Source organism: Bartonella sp. B1098 (genome assembly GCF_944896145.1).
Classification (GTDB): domain Bacteria; phylum Pseudomonadota; class Alphaproteobacteria; order Rhizobiales; family Rhizobiaceae; genus Bartonella.
In genome coordinates this window covers 1,007,909-1,026,230 of record NZ_CALYLP010000002.1, presented here as the reverse complement: position 1 = coordinate 1,026,230, position 18,322 = coordinate 1,007,909, and the positions used below count along the sequence as shown (strand labels likewise).

Annotated in this window: 14 protein-coding genes and 2 pseudogenes; 4 read left to right on the top strand and 12 right to left on the bottom strand. The window is 37.6% G+C overall.

What is annotated here, in order from left to right; genetic code table 11:
• Positions 1-36: 36 nt before the first annotated feature.
• From NNJ85_RS04315 to NNJ85_RS04305, 3 genes are all read left to right on the top strand, one after another.
• On the top strand, positions 37-807 hold the full coding sequence (locus NNJ85_RS04315) for a hypothetical protein (protein ID WP_254473834.1): 771 nt from the start codon (positions 37-39) through the stop codon (positions 805-807).
• A gap of 1,791 nt (positions 808-2,598) precedes the next feature.
• Positions 2,599-3,027, top strand: a complete 429-nt coding sequence (locus NNJ85_RS04310; protein ID WP_254473832.1) for an EVE domain-containing protein — start codon at positions 2,599-2,601, stop codon at positions 3,025-3,027.
• 627 nt (positions 3,028-3,654) lie between these two features.
• A complete protein-coding gene (locus NNJ85_RS04305; protein ID WP_254473830.1) occupies positions 3,655-4,335 on the top strand; it encodes a response regulator transcription factor in 681 nt (226 codons plus the stop codon).
• Positions 4,336-5,101: 766 nt separating this feature from the next.
• Here the strand turns inward: NNJ85_RS04305 and NNJ85_RS04300 are convergent.
• The 5 genes and pseudogenes from NNJ85_RS04300 to argH all read right to left on the bottom strand — a co-directional run bounded on the left by NNJ85_RS04300 (position 5,102) and on the right by argH (position 11,521).
• Positions 5,102-5,872 (bottom strand): class I SAM-dependent methyltransferase, encoded by a 771-nt coding sequence (locus NNJ85_RS04300; protein ID WP_254473828.1) that lies wholly within the window; start codon positions 5,870-5,872, stop codon positions 5,102-5,104.
• A 223-nt stretch (positions 5,873-6,095) separates the two neighbouring features.
• Positions 6,096-8,522 (bottom strand): TIGR02302 family protein, encoded by a 2,427-nt coding sequence (locus NNJ85_RS04295; protein ID WP_254473826.1) that lies wholly within the window; start codon positions 8,520-8,522, stop codon positions 6,096-6,098.
• 116 nt (positions 8,523-8,638) lie between these two features.
• Positions 8,639-9,913, bottom strand: a complete 1,275-nt coding sequence (gene lysA / locus NNJ85_RS04290; protein ID WP_254473824.1) for a diaminopimelate decarboxylase — start codon at positions 9,911-9,913, stop codon at positions 8,639-8,641.
• A 9-nt stretch (positions 9,914-9,922) separates the two neighbouring features.
• On the bottom strand, positions 9,923-10,108 hold the full coding sequence (locus NNJ85_RS04285) for a lipoprotein (RefSeq protein WP_254473822.1): 186 nt from the start codon (positions 10,106-10,108) through the stop codon (positions 9,923-9,925).
• Positions 10,109-10,194: 86 nt separating this feature from the next.
• Positions 10,195-11,521, bottom strand: a pseudogene (gene argH, locus NNJ85_RS04280) (argininosuccinate lyase).
• Positions 11,522-11,553: 32 nt separating this feature from the next.
• Here argH and NNJ85_RS04275 point away from each other — a divergent pair.
• Positions 11,554-12,246 carry a TlpA disulfide reductase family protein gene (locus tag NNJ85_RS04275; protein ID WP_254473820.1) on the top strand — a complete coding sequence of 231 codons (693 nt, stop codon included), beginning with the start codon at positions 11,554-11,556 and terminating at the stop codon, positions 12,244-12,246.
• Between the two features lies 1 nt (position 12,247).
• Here NNJ85_RS04275 and NNJ85_RS04270 read toward each other — a convergent pair whose 3' ends face one another.
• From NNJ85_RS04270 to NNJ85_RS04240, 7 genes and pseudogenes are all read right to left on the bottom strand, one after another.
• The gene (locus NNJ85_RS04270; RefSeq protein WP_254473817.1) at positions 12,248-12,724 is read right to left on the bottom strand and encodes a YaiI/YqxD family protein; all 477 of its coding nucleotides are present in this window, start codon (positions 12,722-12,724) and stop codon (positions 12,248-12,250) included.
• 50 nt (positions 12,725-12,774) lie between these two features.
• Positions 12,775-13,611: a YihY/virulence factor BrkB family protein gene (locus tag NNJ85_RS04265; protein WP_254473815.1), complete on the bottom strand. Its 837-nt coding sequence runs from the start codon at positions 13,609-13,611 to the stop codon at positions 12,775-12,777.
• 358 nt (positions 13,612-13,969) lie between these two features.
• Positions 13,970-14,902, bottom strand: a complete 933-nt coding sequence (locus NNJ85_RS04260) for a prephenate/arogenate dehydrogenase family protein (protein ID WP_254473813.1) — start codon at positions 14,900-14,902, stop codon at positions 13,970-13,972.
• A gap of 355 nt (positions 14,903-15,257) precedes the next feature.
• Positions 15,258-15,528: pseudogene (gene holA, locus NNJ85_RS09745) on the bottom strand (DNA polymerase III subunit delta); the annotation flags it as partial.
• A 17-nt stretch (positions 15,529-15,545) separates the two neighbouring features.
• Positions 15,546-16,586: a DNA polymerase III subunit delta gene (gene holA / locus NNJ85_RS04250; RefSeq protein WP_254473811.1), complete on the bottom strand. Its 1,041-nt coding sequence runs from the start codon at positions 16,584-16,586 to the stop codon at positions 15,546-15,548.
• A 4-nt stretch (positions 16,587-16,590) separates the two neighbouring features.
• Positions 16,591-17,385 (bottom strand): ABC transporter ATP-binding protein, encoded by a 795-nt coding sequence (locus NNJ85_RS04245; protein WP_254473809.1) that lies wholly within the window; start codon positions 17,383-17,385, stop codon positions 16,591-16,593.
• Complete coding sequence (locus NNJ85_RS04240; RefSeq protein ID WP_254473807.1) at positions 17,378-18,274, bottom strand: ABC transporter permease; 897 nt, start codon at positions 18,272-18,274, stop codon at positions 17,378-17,380. Before NNJ85_RS04240 ends, NNJ85_RS04245 begins: the two co-directional genes overlap by 8 nt.
• Between the last annotated feature and the right edge of the window lie 48 nt (positions 18,275-18,322).

Below are 18,322 nucleotides of genomic sequence, written 5' to 3'. Positions count from 1 at the left end.
CAAACGTTTATCACATTAGATTGTGAGGGTATCCTTATGTCTAAAAAATATGAATTAACCAATCAAACAAAACAAATTAAAGATAGATTAACAAAACAAATTACAAACCTTTATCGCATTCGTGCTTTAAAAGATTTTGATGATGTCAAGGCTGGTGATCTAGGTGGCTATATCGAAAATGAAAGCAACTTATCACACTATGGCAATTGCTGGGTTTATGATGAGGCTCTTGTTTATGGCTATGCTCATGTTACTGATCATGCAAAAGTAAGGCATTCTTCTCAAGTGCGGGGGCGTGTCTATGGCAATGCTGAGGTTTATGGCAAGGCTGTAATCACTCGATATGCAAAAATTTATGACCATGCTTGTGTCTATGACAGTGCTCATGTCGCAGGGAATGTTTATGGCAAAGCTCATGTGAGTGGTTGCGCCCGTGTTTATAGCAATTCCCATATTTATAATCATGCGCGCGTTTCTCATGATGCTTTTGTTTATGATCATGCAAGGATCTATGGTCATTCAAAGGTTTCTGGGTCTGCTTGTATTTACAGCAGTGCAAAAATTTATGGACAAGCTGCTATCAAAGGCTTTGCAAAGATTTATGGCAAGGTCTATGGCAATGCTATAGTGAGTGGTCGTGCCGCGGTTTATGGCTCTGTTTATGGCAATGCGAAAATCTCTGGTTATGTCAAGGTTTGGGGTCGTGCCTATGGAAGAGCAAAAATAGATACACAAAGTAAAATAAGATTGGTTCCCGATAATTATGAGGTCTATAAAAGCGATGAGGTTGTAAAGATTGAGAAATAAAACAAATAATAGTGTGTGAGTGCCTTCTTTATGGCTATAAATGCATTATAAGCATTGTTTAAAACGTATCATAAAAGAGAGAATTCAAAAAGAAAGCCGTGCCATTAATATGACGCGGCTTTTCAATAGAGGTATGTGCAAATAATTCATACAAACGAAATTAACAATGAATGCCTATATACAAAACGTATTATATTGCAAGCGCTTTATTGTCTTTATGAAAACTTATCAAAAGAACCTTAAATGATGGCTATAATTTTGATAGCATGCATTTAAATGAGAGAGTGAATTTAGAAACTATAAACATTTGTTATAGCTATCAAACGTATAATCATAACGTCCATTTCTTAAAGAGATTCATTTGAAACAAAGCACATTATCAAAACGCTTCTTAAAACGTTTTAATATACTACTAAGCTCAAAATTGAGTTGAGTGAATTCAAATAACGCATTGTCTAAAATCAAAACATATTAAATAAATCAAAACGCTTTTATCAAATCTAAGGCTTTTAAGATTTGCTCTGCTGTGAAATCTAGATCTTTGTTTTTTCGTAAATGAAACGTTCTTAAAAACAAATGATAACTGTTATAAAACATCAGTTTCAAACGTTTAAACATTCACTTAAAGAGGTCCTTATAAGCGTCTTTTTACTTTTCTTTAAAACCTAATCTTTTTAAAAATTAGCCGGCTCAATTTTGAGTTGGCAAAATCAACCACCCCAATTTTGGGGGCGTTATCTTTAGAATAGAGCATTCTTTAAACAATATCGCTTTTGACTCAAAATTGAGTAAAATCCCATGCCTTTATGATATTGCAATGATTTTGAATTTTGCTTGCTTATCTGTCTCAATAGGTGTCTCCAAATTTGGATTGACCCCATTTGGTTTTGTATTTTTAAACGATAACTTTTAAAACGTTTTTTATTACCATGTCTAAGGTATAGTATTCTACTTCTATGGCATTATGCACCTCCATTTTTTTGTGGAAGCGAATATAGTTCCGTTCTTCAAAAAACTTGATTTTCTACTCCGGTAAAAAAATACCGTGGTTATAAAATCATTATTTTAAAATCCTTTTGTGCAATCTTTAATGAACTCAATCTATAAGCTTATGACAGTTTTAAACGATTACCCTCTTATAGAATGATCTAATCTTGCTATATAGATTTTGCGCTCGCCAATTTTGGCGAACGTTAATTTGTTCCTTTTATGTGATTAGCAATCCAATCTTTAAAACAAGCTGTGCTCTTTAAACGTATGCTATCGATAATTTCAAACGACTAAATTTTAAAACAATGCGATTTTTGAGTGATAAAAACGTATCATAAAATTTATGAACTGTTATGAATGATAGCTGCTTTTCATTTCATTTGAATGACACATACATTATAATATTTACATCATGATTTGCTTTTTATGCTCTATTCATACGTGACAATCCTATATAAAAAATGGTCAATTTAAACACGTATAAAAGTGTGGATTCTTAAGTGGATTCATATAAAATAATTACACTCAACATATTGACTTTATTAGTTTTTTATGTATAATGCGTTATACATTTGATCACCCACTTGTTTCAAGACCATTATCATCACTTTTTAGAACCAATTTTCTTGCTAAACTTTTTCCAACGCAATACTGCCACAGTAAGCGCATTTTAAACCGTAGCCGAAAAACAGATAATGCTCGTTCTTTACGCCATTTTAAAAATCATCATTGATGATGTTACCAATATGCTTATAAAAATACATATGATGAATACATAACAGTCTACGAAAAGGTGAACGCATGGCTTATTGGCTTTTTAAATCTGAACCCCATAAATGGTCATGGGAGATGCAAAAGAAAAAAGGAGCTGATGGCGAACAATGGGATGGTGTCCGCAATTATCAAGCCCGTAATAATATGCGCGCCATGAAATATGGTGATAAAGGTTTTTTTTATCACTCAAATAAAGGGTTAGAAATTGTAGGCATTGTAGAAATATGTGCTGAAGCACACCCCGATTCTACAACTTCTGATCCGCGCTGGGAATGTGTGGATATCCGCGCACTTTGTGACATGCCAACACCTGTTTCATTAAAACAAATTAAAGCAAATCCCAAACTAGCCAATATGGTGCTGGTCAATGCCAGCCGTTTATCAGTACAACCCGTGACAGAAGATGAATGGAAAGAAGTGTGTTTGATGGGCAACCTTAAGAAGGAAATGCCTTGATCTTAAAATAATAATTTTTTATTCATTAACTCATATGGAAAAGAGCTTTACAGCACAGAAGGACAAGCACAACGCATCCCTTACGTGTTCTCATGCTAATTTTCCTTGTTATTTTTTATTCTATACCCTTTCTCAATACAACTCTCACCAAATTGCACCAACACCCTCTTCATGATACATATTTTCAGAATACTCAACAATTATAGTGGACAACACCACGAGCACTATACCACCCAATTCCCATACAAATGTGATGAAAAAACTAAACTAAACGTAGATAAAAAACATGCCTCTTATGAAGAATCTCAAATACCAAGGATAAGCAACATTGGGAGTAAGCTCAAATATATAATGGCACCGGCTTGTTTCTCTATGAGTGTAAAGATGATGATCCCCCATGGCAAACACACCCTAAAGTATAAAACAACGCTTCCAATCAATGTATAAATATTCTGCATACGAAAGATACATCTTCTTTTTAGCAAGAAACTATAGAAATCATGAAAGTTCATTTTTTAGAGACTCTCTTTTTTAACTTTCCTCTTTTAATTTTTCTTGCATGAAATCTCATTTTTCATGAAACTACTCTTTATCAATCAGTGCCTTAACATGCCTATAAGGGAAAATATGAACCACCATACTCTGTTAATCATTGAAGATGATGATCTACGTCCCATTTTGGTGGAACAATTGCAAATGCATCAAGAGTTTGAAATTTTCCAAGCAAAAACAGCTGAAGCAGGAATGAAAATAATCCAAGAAGAAAATATTGATCTCATCATTTTGGGACTTGAACTTCCTGATCTGGATGGTCACAAAGCCGTTAAACAATTACGCATCCAAGGATTTCGTGCGCCCATTATTATGATAACGAATGATGATACAGACTGCGATAGTATCTTAGATCTTGAAACAGGCGCCAATGATTATGTGACAAAACCCTTTCGCTTTGCGGTGTTATTAGCGCGAATTCGAGCACAGTTGCGCCAATATGAACAAAATGAAGACACAACCTTTCAGATTGGCCCCTACACTTTTAAACTAAGACAAAAGCTCCTTCTTGATCAATGCAACAATAAAATCTATCTCACAGAAAAAGAAGCTGCGATTCTCAAATGCCTCTATTATGCTAACGATAAAATTGTCAGCCGTGAAACATTATTAGAACAAGTTTGGGGTTATAATGAAAATATTATCACCCATACTTTAGAAACCCATATCTATCGTTTACGACAAAAAATCGAAAATGATCCCTCCAATGCACAAATTCTCATAACCGATCAAAATGGGTATCGTTTAAACTTTTAATTTGATATGGACTGTTTCAAAAATAATTTTAGTATCTTTAGCCTTCCTTTGCATTAAGACAAAAACAAGATGAAAAAACGCTCACATGCAATTTGGGTGGTAGCGTATAAAGTTTTCATCTATCAGCACTTTTATGACAAAATACAAAAAATCCGTTATGAAAATATCCCAACACGAAAACCCACAATAGAAATACTTTCCACCCTCACGATATACTTGGCAACTTCTGCTTCATATACTTTTGCTCTCTTTAAAAATTTAAAATATGTTTCGCATACAAACAATCGTACTCTCTTTTAAGGCAGCATTTTTTATCATAAGTATATTCTTTAGCATATTGATATTTATAATTATTTTTTAAAGACCGCACCCCTCACTGCTTTACCGCACATTTTTGAGCCTACATTGAGAGATAATTTTTATATTTTCTCCCCATCCCTTACTTATCTCCTCTTAAAAGACAGGATAATTCATTATAAGAATGCAAAATGTTTATCCTAACGATAAAGAGAGACATTAAGCACCACCCTCTTTACACTTAATAAAAGAGTAAGCGAGCACCATCACACATTTGAGCCTGCTCTAAAATGTTGTGACAGCCCTATAATTCTTGAGACAGTCCATAAAACTCATAAGAAGCATGTTTTTTCTTATATAATTTCAACCTACATGGCCCACCCACTTGTGTACAAACAAATAATTTTGTTTGATTCAATATGCGGAAAATTTGAAATAAAAGGTAGTTCTTATGCCAATAGCAAAATGATTAATGATCTTTATAAATTAAAATATTTCTTGTCTGTGGGGATAAAGCAGGAATAAAAACACGTCGTGACTGACGACGCTGTACAAGTAATCCCTGATAGATACGTTTTTGCGCCTGACACATTAGGAGGCCACCAAAATAGGGAAAAAGATGGCGTGCAAATGGTTCATAAAAAAATGAGAACAACCGCGAAACATAACCTGTAGAAGGCATATAATGGACAATTTCTTGTATTGGTCCAGAAACAAAATTTGTTTTTTCAAACAAACGCGTAATCTGTTGCCGCGTATAAGGTTCACCGTAACCAAAAGGCGTAGTCGTATTACGCGCCCAAAAGCCAGAACGATTAGGAACAATGACAATTAAGTGACCATTGGGGGCTAAAACACGCCATATTTCATTCAACGTTTCAAATGAATTCTCTGTATATTCCAAGGCATGAACCAATAAAATACAATCAACCGATGCATCAGAAAGTGGCAAATCTTCTTCAAAAACAAGCGCTGTAGCAACTTTTTCAACACAAGGCCAAGACGAAGCACCTTGTCTTGCTGGCATAAAAGCAAAACATTGTTGAGTCCGTTCACGCAATGCAGAAAGATAAGGAAGGGTATACCCCAACCCCATAACCCGTTTATCCGCAAGATCTGGCCACCATAAATTCAACTGGTCACACAGTGTCTTTTGTACACGTAGTCCAAGTGCAGAAGCATAAAAATCTTTCAGTGTAACGATATCCAACTCAACATACCATGTAGAAATAAATTTCAAAATATTACAGTTTTTATTTACTCACCCTATATGGACTTCTACGCTTTCTCCGCAATAGCGAACATTTTAATATTTCACATTTTAATCTTAAATAACCCCAAAAACCGTACAATAGATGATTATTGCACTATAAGCGCTTTAATCATTTTCTTTTGAGATGAACGCCATAGAGGTTTCTCATACGTTGTTTCTGACATCAATTAAGAAAAAAGCCAACAATTTGTTAATTAAAATGCAGCAATCTTTCAAGATAGTTTTTGTCTGCTTCTGGAATATGTTCCTTGCCCAAACGTTTGCGAATTTCATCCAAAATTTGCCGCGTACGCATTTGATCACTTTCTTGTGGGAGTGCCTCACTTTCCTGTCCTTCATCGCTTTTTGAAGAAAGTGGACGCCCTAAAGGGTCTTTGGGACCAGAATCAGAGTTTTGAGCATTTCCTGTTTCTTTGAGTATTTCACGCATTTTTTTCAAAACACTTTGGGCACCTTGTCGCAAAGATTCCAAAGCATCAGACTGATTTTGTATAGATGCCTGATGATTTCCATGATCAAGAGCATCTCCTGCAGAATTCATTTTTTCTTCCGCTTTTTTCAATGCATCACCTGTTTCAAATCCCTGTTCTGATAATTCTTTTTCTAATGTTGATAATTCAGACTGCAATTCAGTCTGACGTTTTTTTAAAGATTTTTTTTGTTTTTCCGGTACATTTTCCCCACGTTTTTGTTTCATCTCCAACTGATGCGTTTCATTGAGAATTTCTTGCTGACGACGCATTAAATCACCAAGTTTGTCCATTTTTTCTTTCATTTGTGCAGATTGATTGTTTTCTTTCTCATTATGATTGCCTTTTTGCACATGTAAGTGGTCAAGCGTCTGTTCAATTTCCGTCAAGAGCTGTTCTGCTGCTAAAGAAGAGCCTGTTTTAGCCATTTCCTCAATGAGATTCAGCTTTTCTTGTAATGTATTTTCAGAAAGATTAGGACTTTTTGAGCTTTTAGAATTTTTAGAAACTTGACCATCTGGTGCTTTTTCAGCCAAAGCTTGAATATACGCATCCATAGCTTGACGTAAATCTGCCATAAGCCGTTCAATTTCTGCCGCTGGAGCACCATATCGCAGTGCATCGCGTAAAGCAGCTTGTGCTTGTTTTAATTTTTTTTGCGCCGATTCAAGCTGATTACCTTCAAGACCTAAAGCAATCTGCCATAAATAATCCACCACATCGCGCAAATCCTCGTCTGTTTGTGCCAAAGAGAGCCTTGTCCACGCACTTTGTAGAACGAGAAAATGCGTTACATTTTGAAGCCCCTTTTCTGGACGCACCAACAAAGCAGAGAGCATATCCAATACACGTTCTCTCGCAGCAGCATCAAGAGCAAGTAAACGACGCAATTCACTGACCGCACGCGCAACAGGATTTGAGAAAACACGCTGCGGTAATATCATAACAAAAGTTTTACTATGCCCTGTCTGCCCTGCACCATTTTCTGCCACCAAAGTAATTTTGACTTGTGAACCCGCCCATGGATGCGCTGAGACATCGTGCACTGTTCGCATTTTACCTTTTCCACTCCGTGGAAGAAGAAGCTTTATTTCCGGTGCGTGATAAAGAGAAGAAGCACTTTTATTCTGAAAGAGAGGCTCTATTTCAACAAAAGCCTTTGTCACACCATAATCATCATCCAACATATACCGCAACTCTAACGACCCCGTTAAAATCCGCCCTGGTTTTTCCAGCCAATCAATTGTTGGTTGCTTATCCTTCATCACCTGTAAATGCCACTGCTGTTTTTTACGACGTGATGAGATAAACAAATCCATTGAATGCTCTAAATGGGTTTCAAAATGAACGATTGGCTCATTGAAAGCTGTTTGTTCCGTTTTCTCTGAAAACAAAACTTTCTGCCCATCTTCTACAGTTTTTGCTTTGACTGTAACACCAGCCCCATTGACAACACGCACAACCACATCACTCCCTTCAGGAATTTCCAGTTGTGTCTTCTCATCTTTTGTCAAATAAATCGGTGCCACGCCAGTATAAGCAGGTGGTGTTACCCACGCATCAATCCGCATGAATTTTTCATCAATCACAGGACGAAAATCAAAAGCATCAGCCAAGCGCCCCCCACGTGAACCAAAAGAAAAACTAAAGGCACACACAAAAAGGAGAACACACAAAGCCCTCAAAGCCAAAGGATCATAAGCCGCACTATTAAGAGAGATAAATCCAGTTTTTAAATGGTATAATTGCTCTGCCATTCGGCGTTGATGCTCACGCCAAATAACACCACTAAAATCTTCTTCATTTTCAGAACATACATGATCTGTCTGAATATTCAAAGGCTGGTGTTTAAGCTCATTAACGCGTTCAAGACGGTGATCCACTTCCCGCATAGTGGGAAACCGAAAACCAATAAGAAAAAATAAACTCACCCCAGCACAAACAAGCAACACCCCAAGTAAGAGCCAATGGGACCAATAGCCTAAAACGCCAAAAACCCCCAACCAGCTAAGCGAACAAAAGAGACTAAGAACAAGGAGAAATGGCAACAACCGTATCCATACCCGTTCAAATGAAAGGATCCCCCACATCAAAATGCGTACACCCAAAAGCTTTATTTCAAAGCTCTTGATGTTTTTATTTTTCATAAACAAGCATTTTTCCCCTTTTACCGTGATGTATTAAGATCATAAAACCCATATAAGACAATTTCCAGAAAATAAATTGTTTCATCAAAGTTTAGTAAAAATAAGACCAAAAACATTTAAGAATGCTCAACCCAATCAGGAATATGATCACATTCCATCAATTGTGCATAATCAAGGCGTGGACGGATAACCGCATAACGTGTATCTTGCACGAGAACTTCAGGGATCAAAAGTCGACTATTATAAGTACTTGCCATCACAGCACCATAAGCCCCAGCCTGCGTAATTGCCAAAAGATCACCGGGTGCCAAAATCGGCAAACAGCGATCTAATGCCAAATAATCACCAGTCTCACAAACGGACCCCACAATATCTGCACGAATAAGAGGAGCGTCTTTTACTGCTTGTTTCACAAGGACGACATTCTGCCAAGCATCATAAAGCGTTGGACGCATCAGATCATTCATCGCCGCATCCACAATAACAAAATTCCGCCCTTGTCCCTTTTTTAAATAGAGAACAGAGGTTACCAACACACCAGCCTGACCTACAATGCTGCGTCCCGGCTCCACCACAATATTAATCCCTAAAGGAGCAATATGCTTCTTTACCAGCGCAGCATAATCAAAAGGAGAGGGTACAGTATGTTGTTCACAACCATAGGCAATACCAAGCCCACCACCAATATCGATATGCGTTATTGCATAACCATCGCTCCACAATTGACGCACACAATCTGCAATAAGAAGAAATGCCTCCTCAAATGGCTTTAAATCACAAATTTGACTGCCAATATGCATATCGATCCCGCAAACCTGCAATCCAGGTAAAGAGACAGCCTTTTTGTAAGCCTCTCTTGCCAACACCAATGGAATACCAAACTTATTTTCAGATTTTCCTGTCGTAATTTTCTTATGAGTTTTTGCGTCAACATCTGGATTAATGCGCAATGAAACACGTGCTATCTTTGAAAGCGCAACAGCACGTTGTGACAACTGTTCAAGTTCCGGTTCTGATTCAACATTAAAACAATAAATATTCTGAGAAAGAGCAAAATCTATCTCCCTCACGGTTTTACCAACACCAGAATAAACAATACGATGTGCCGGAATACCAACAGCAAGGGCGCGCCGTAATTCGCCTTCTGAGACCACATCAGCACCCGCCCCATTTGCCGCTAAAAGCCTTAAAATTGCTTGATTAGAATTAGCTTTAACCGCATAAGCAATCAAACTGGGCATCCCTTGAAATGCCTTTTGATAGTCCTTAAAACATGTGACCAATGCATTAGCCGAATAACAATAAAAAGGTGTTTCCACCTCCTGCGCAAGAGCAGCAAGCGAACACCCTTCAGCATAAAGCATACCTTGATGGTAGGGAAAAAAATTCATATTTTTCTCCTACTTTATCAAACGATCAAGAATAAAAGGTTGGTCATCTTCACTTTTAGCAGCAGATGTTCCCTGCATAGACTTTTCCACACTTGCAGGAGGCATCTCTAATGACCCTTTACGCCCACACCCAGCGACAACGACACCCACCCCCCCCAAAAGGACAATCACCAACCCCTTTACTATAATTTTCATCTGCCCTCTTTCCTCATCTCGATCTCTTTTTACCTTTAAAGCACAATCACTCAAGCGCTCACAAGATGCTTTTTTCAATATGCAATTTACCTGAGAATTTTTGCTGGTGCTGTTCCCCAAAAATTTTTGCGATTTTCAACAGACTTTTCAACGGTCAACACATCAAAAAGTGCCACATTGATACCAAAACAAATTGCTTGAAGTTTATCGAATGATAAATCCTGAAGGCGACACTGTTTTCTTTCTGCCAATGCTACAGCACGCTCTGTTATATGATGTGCCTCACGAAAAGTAATCCCTAATGCGGAGACAAGCCAATCAGCAAAATCCGTAGTTGTTACATACCCTAAATCCGCTGCTTGTTTCATGGCTTTTTTATTCACTTCCAAATCAGCAATCATCCCTATCATCGCTGTCAATGATAAGTCCAAACTCAAAGCCTTTAAATAAGCAAGCGGTAATCCTTTCATCATCGTCAACAATCCTATAAGCACACCATTTAATCGACCTGCTTTCGCCCTTACCAACTCTGCTGTATCAGAATTTCTCTTTTTTAGCATAATAGATAAATCTCTTGAAAAGGCACCTGACAAACGAATAAAATAAAACTGTTCACTTAACCAAAGAATGATTTTTTCTGCTAAACGCGAAAGATGCATTGTACAAAGAGCACCAGCCCTTAAAAATTTCAATGTAAAGTTACGGTTAAAAACACGATCAATTGAATTGCCTATAGATTTTCGGGAACCTAGCTTTTTTTGTCATAAAGAGATCAATCGGAAAACATGCTCCTGCCAAAACCACAGCCTCCAAAGTCGATTCATTCATTCGCTTAATAGCACCAGACATCCACGATAAATCGCAACCAAACATTTCAACATATGCCATCCTCTAATGACTCCATATTACGGGTTGAACCAATTGTAAATGCGTAAAGCTTGGCAAAAAGGTCTTAACATGTTTTTCTGCAAGAGCAAGCAATTGCTTTATAAACGCCTTTAAGGCTTGTGCTACTTTCTGCACTGCTTCACGAATGCATAACCGAAAATCAACAGCCACTTGATCATTGCGTGAATGCGCCATATGCAAATGCCTCACAACAGAACCGATCAACGTGCTTAGCCACACTTCAATATTCATATGAATATCTTCAAGCTTTTGTGAAAAAACAAATGTATCCTCTTCAATTTTTTTGCGAATAATTTTCAAACCATGAGAAATTTTTTCATAATCAGACTGTAAAATAATCTTTGTTTGCGCTAATATCACAGCATGAGAAAGCGAACCTTCAATATATTGCCGATAAAATTTTTGTTCAATATCAATTAAGGTGTTCATTTCTTCCATAACGGCAGCAAATTCTGCGATAAACCGCCCCACACACATTTGGTTCTTTACCTTCTCATCGATCATATTTAAAAAACACCCATAAAAAGGATAAAATCATGATTCCTCAAAGTGTTAATAGCCAAAAGAAGAAAAATAAAAAGAAGATAATCTTTATCGTATCTTTTTTTATTATTTTGGTTGGTGTCAGTTTATACGCAATAAAAAATCATCATAACAAGATGGTCTCTTCTTTTGCCAATACTTTTTCAAAAGAAAAGACCGAAAAGATACAAAACAAAAAAATGATGACAATCCAAAAAGCCGCAACAGGCTTTTTTGCTCACATGCGATTTATGGATACACCCTTAGATATGAACACTCTCTCTTTCAAAGATATTCAAGGAAAAGACCACACACTTGCTGAATTTAACGGAAAACCGATACTTATCAATCTATGGGCTATCTGGTGCGTCCCCTGCCGCACAGAAATGCTGGAACTTGCGCAATTAAAACGCGAATTGGGTGGAGAAAACTTTGATGTCATAGCGATTAATATCGATAAAGCCGCTTCTGTGGAAAAAATTCAGCAATTTTTGCAAGATATTCATGCTGATAATTTAGTCTACTATCGCGATGAAACCATGAGTATCTTCAACGACATGAGAAAACAAGGACTTGCTTTAGGACTCCCCATTACATTTCTCATTGATAAAAAGGGTTATCTGATTGCTTCCTATAATGGGGCAGCCCCATGGGCCAATGATGAAGCCAAAGCACTTATCAAAGCTGTCATAAAAGAAGCACAATAATCTAATAACCACGTCTTTTTAAACATTGGATTGTCAAGTCCAATGCTGACAAAAAAGCAGAACGATCTTTACCACAAAAAGGACGTGGCCCTCCTGTGACATGCCCCTGCTCTCGCAAATTTTCCATCAAATTGCGCATAACTAAAGCTTGACCGATTGAATTGGCATCAAAAATACGCCCCGTTGGCGAAAGACAAAGCCCTCCAGACCTTACAACCCTTGCAGCTAAAAGGATATCACTGGTAATAACGATACTCGCCTCATGCACATGGTCGACAATCCAATCATCAGCCCTATCAAGCCCATCAGAAACAACGATTCTTTCAATGAGTTTTTCCTGGGGAAGAGAAAGAAAACGGTTTGCGACAATAAATGTTTTAAGCTGATAACGATTCATAACACGATAAATTTCAGCTTTTACAGGACAGGCATCCGCATCAACCAATAAAGTAATGGCTGGTCTTATTCCTTGCCCCATCTTTTGTCTTTCATAGGATCCACAGGTTTTTTCATTCACCGAAACAATTGTCAATAATTGCGATAAAACATGATTGCAGCGTTTATTTCACCCCCCAAAATAAAAATTGCACTTAATATATAAAGAAAGATAATGGCAACCATAATAGATGCTAACCCCGCATAAGTTGAAATATAATCAAACATCGTTAAATATTGCGCAAAAGCAAGAGAAGCCATAAACCATACAAACATTGTCACCACAATCCCTGGTAAAATATCTATAAATTTCCGCTGTCCTGCTGGAAGCCATTTATGAACAATCAAAAGACTCACAAATAAAATAACGATAGCAATTGTATACCGCCATAAACGAATGATCCCAATATATTCAGTCATAAAAAAAGAATGATTTTGCATAATTTTGATCAACAAAGGCGCTAAAATCAATAAAAAACTCATCACAACAAGACCAAAAGCGCCAAGGATCACAAAAAACAAACTTTGAAAACGACAAAACAATAAACTCCGTTGATCCGTCACACGGTAAGCTTTATTCAAAGCCGTACGCAAAGCCTCTATTCCATTAGAAGCAAAATAAGCCGCTCCAATAACAGAAAGCGTCAACACACCTCCTTGATGAAGGGTTAAAACATTGACAATTTCCTGCGATAAAGGCTCAGCAATGACATCTGGCAATAACTGTACGAGCGCTTTAATTTTTTGCGGTGTATAGGTAAAAGCCCCGAGAAAACGAGCAAAAGATGTTCCAAAAATAAAAAAAGGGAAAAATGCTAAAAGACCTGACAGCGCAACATGGCTTGCGAAAGCACTCCCACTATCACGCCAATAATGACTTATTGCGTCACCAAAAATACGATAGCCATACCAAAAGATATTCCTAAACAAACCTCAATACTTTCTGGTAATATCCTTTTTTTCAGTTATCTCACACTTTATAAAAACCATCAAAACTTTAAAAACAAACATTTTTTATGTATAAAGGGCAATAATCTATGTGGTCAAGCCTCACCCTATTCAAAAACTGAAAAGCCAACAAATTTTACCAATTCAATGTCTTCTGTTTGGAGCGTTTTATTTTACACGAGAGTAACCCTTCATTACAGGCGGGTACCCCTCATTGTTGTCCAAAGGACTAAGTACAGCGCTGTATCTTCATTACAACGAACAATTTAAAAAACAGATATCCTAAGAAGCATGATAAGAATAAGCAAAACAACAGTACAAAATTCAAAAATCGCTTATTTTACACTCCCTCTTTAGAAACACTATGACGCCCAAAATCAGGAGCATCAATTTCCTGTCCTGCCGCAATGATATTACGGCGCACAGCACGCGTGCGCGTAAAAAAATTAAACAGTGTTTCACCATCACCTATACGAATTGCCTGTTCTAAAAAAGCAAGTCCTTGACTAAAACGGCTCAACATTTCTAAAATAGCATCCTTATTATGCAAACAAATATCCCGCCACATAACGGGATCAGAAGATGCCAAACGGGTAAAATCACGAAAACCAGAAGCAGAATAAGCAATCACTTCCGAATTGGTTACTTTTTCTAGATCACTTGCTGTCCCAACAGTATTATAAGCAATCAAATGCGGCAAATGCGAAACAATCGCTAAAACAAGATCATGATGCTTCGGCTCCATCTTTTCGACACGCGCCCCACAAGCTTCCCAAAACGCTGTCAATCGTGCAACAGCCACCGCATCACTATCCGCAAAAGGCGTTAAAATACACCAGCGATTCATAAATAAATCAGCAAAACCAGCATCCGGACCTGAATATTCCGTTCCAGCAATAGGATGTCCCGGAATAAAATGAACCGTTTTTGGCAATAAAGGTGCCATTTCTGTAATAACTAATTCTTTTGTAGAACCAACATCACTTACAATCGCCCCTGACTTTAAATGATTATGAATGTTTTTTGCCACCTCTGCACTCGCTCCAACAGGAACAGAAATAATAACGAGATCAGCACCTTCAACAGCCTTTGCATTATCCGTTGTATAAAAATCTCCAAGTTCCAATTCACGCGCTCTTTCCAGTGTTTCTTGACGACGCGTTGCAATAGAAACCTGAGCTGAAAGATTTTTCTTTTTAATTACTCTTGCTAAAGAAGATCCAATCAGACCAATCCCAATGAGTGCTATTTTTTCAAATTGAATATGGGGCATCTTTCACCTTTAAAGACTCTTTGCAAATGGCAAAAAAGACAGTTGTAAAAACATAATTTTCTGTTTGTTCGTCTTAATGAGTTATGCGCAAAATATTAAAAAACTACAACTAGAGAATAAAGAGAATAACGCAGTTTACCCATTATCACCTGCGCAAACTGACAACAGATCATTTGACCCAGAAAATGCAAAACATACGTGACGAAAAATGTAACACCAAACTTAAAATTCTCACTTCATTGCTTACGAGCATACAACGCATTGATTCATAAAGATAATGACATTATTTATTATATTGAAAGAGATCCCTTAAATATCGCAAAATTACTTCATTTTAAGTCTTCTTATGTTGAGTTTAATCAAAATCATGTCTTTTGCATCTTACAATAAGAACTTCTTCTCCACATGCCTTTTTACGACTATCTAAAACAGCAGTCTGAATTTTTTCCATTGCGTAAGAAATCTGTTCTAAGTTCCAATATTTTAAAGCTTGTTCAACAATTTTTTCCATTGAAAAAAATGGGAGGGCGCGCTTAAGAAACCACCGTAAAAGGCGCTTTGCCTTCAACCTCTACCTAATAACGCAAGAGCTATAATTGCTGAAAATGCTCCTGAGCTGTACTCAAATCATATTTTAAATATGTTAAGCTGCCATTTGGCGTCGTGCAATAATTGTAAGCCCTAACAAAGCTTGACGAATGATGGCCTCACCCAAAAGCGGATTTTTACGGCTTTCTAAAACAGCACTCTGAATTTTTTCCATCGCGTAAGAAATCTGTTCTAAATTCCAATATTTTAAAGCTTGTTCAACAATTTTTTTCCGTTGAAAAAAAATAGGAGGACGCGCTTGAGAAACCACTGTAAAAGGCGATTTTCCTTCAACCTCTACCTGATAACGCAAGAGCTGTAATTGCTGAAAATGTCTTTGTGCTGTACTTAAAATAAAAAAAAGCGCCCCCTGCAATGCTGCATGTCGATTAAAATGCGCTTCAAAACTTGATATATCACCCAATAAAAGAGCATCAATGACTTCATCTTGAGAAAGAGCACTGACATCACTTACAACAGCTTTCACATCTTCAAGAGTAATATGAACATTTGAAGCATAAAGACAAAGCTTTTCTAATTCACCTCGTGATACAAGGCGATCGACTCCTAAACTTTCATGCAACCATCTCCGTGCATCCAAAGAAAGAGTCTTCTTAAACTGCCCTAAAACCTCATCAATCAAACTGTCAAGAGAACGCATATCATCGGCAAAACAGGGCAAAGCCATTGCATTTTCTGCCGTTTCAACAACATTGCGCAACCCTATTCCTTTTTTCAAATCCCCTGCCTCAATGAGAATAAAACTTTTCTCTGGTGGTTTCTCAATTAAAAGCTTCAAGGCTGCAAGAAAACCTTTTTGGTTAGCAGCATTAGAAATCCATATTAAACGATCCCCCCCAAAAAGCGATAAAGTCCGCGCTTCATTCTCCAAACGTGCAGGATCTTTATCAATTTCAGCAGCATCCAAACGAATTGTCGAAAATGGATCTTCTATTGCGACCTTTGTAAGCTTGGCAAAACGTTGGGCACGTTCACAAATAAGACCACGATCTGGACCATAAATGAGAACAATAGAAAAAGCACGTGAGAAACGCGTTAGAAATTGATCAACCTCATGTGCTTTCTTCTGAGCCAAACCATTAATCCATTAATAGTTCATCGTTATCAAGAACTTCCCCGCGAACTTTCTGAAACATGTGAATTAAATCATTAACATCCAAGCCTTTACGCTCTTCATAACAGACATCCAAAATCACTTTTCCACCATGCAACATTAATGTGCGATCGCCATAATCAAGAGCTTGGCGCATAGAATGAGTGACCATAATAGTCGTTAATTTTTTCTCTTCAACGATTTTTTCCGTCAATCGCATCACAAAATCCGCCATCCCAGGATCAAGTGCTGAGGTATGTTCATCCAGTAATAAAACATCTGCATGGGCTAACGTTGCCATCACAAGACAAACGGCTTGGCGTTGTCCACCAGATAAACTATCCATAGGATTTTGAATATAGGCTTCAAGACCAATGCCTAATTGAGCAATTTTCTCTCGAAAAAATTGCCTTTTTTCATGGTTTAAAGCTGAACGCAAACTACGACGATTTCCTCGAAGAGCAGCAAGAGCCAAATTTTCTTCAATTGTTAAAGAACCACAACTTCCCTTTAACGAATCTTGAAAAACACATGCCACCTTTCCTGCACGTTCACTGACTGATTGCCTAGAAACATTTTGACCATTGATAACCACTTTTCCTGTCGAGGGAAGTGTTTCCCCCGCCAAAACACTGAGTAACGTTGATTTACCGGCACCATTTGAACCAATAACCGTAACAAAGCTACCCTGATCAATTTTGAGGTTAATATCAATTAACGCCTGTTTTTCCAAAGGTGTTTGCGGTTTAAATGTAACCCCAACATGAAACAACTCAATCACGTTTACGCCTCCTCCAATAGCGTGGCACAATAAGAGTTAACACAACCAACAGTGACGTAATCAACTGAAGATCTGTCGAGGTATCAATACCAATTCCATTAGCTTCAAATGCAAATTGCACCGCCACACGATAAAGCACAGACCCAACAATACAGCTGATTATAATCCAAAAAATATTGCGCGTACGAAAAAGCGTTTCGCCAATAATCACGGCGGCCAACCCAAAAACAATTGTACCAATTCCACCGGTAATATCTGTTGCAATTGCAGTTTGAATATAAAGAGAACCACCAAGCGCAACACAGGCATTGGAAAGCCCCATACCAAAATAAATCAATGCAGATGTATGAATCCCTTGCGCCGTCGCCATGCGTGGATTAGCGCCCATTGCACGCATAGCAAGACCTATTTCACTTTCTAAAAAGCGCCAAATCAAAAACGCCACAACAAGCAATACAATCCCAACGAAAAGAGGACGCACAAAGATATCAGACAACCCAAACAAATTATAAAAGGGTGTTAAAGCCGTATCGGCAAGCGCCAAATTAATATTAGATCCTCCCATAATTCCCATAATACGAAGGTTAACCGTATAAAGTGCTGACATTGTTAAAATGGAAGCCAAAAGATTCAAAATGCCAAAACGTAAATTCAACAGAGCTGTGATCAAACCTGCTACCATACCCGCACAAAAAGCGCATGCCATAGCTGTCCATGCATTAAAACCTAAAAGAATCAAGACACCACAGACACAGGACCCGAAAAGAAACGAGCCATCAACCGTTAAATCCGGAAAGTCTAAAACGCGAAATGAGAGATAAACCCCTATAGCCACAAACGCATAAATAAGACCTAATTCCACAGCGCCAGAAAAGGCAAATATATTCATGTAAAGAAAATCCCCATGAAAACGTAAGTACTTTTATTGTATCAACAC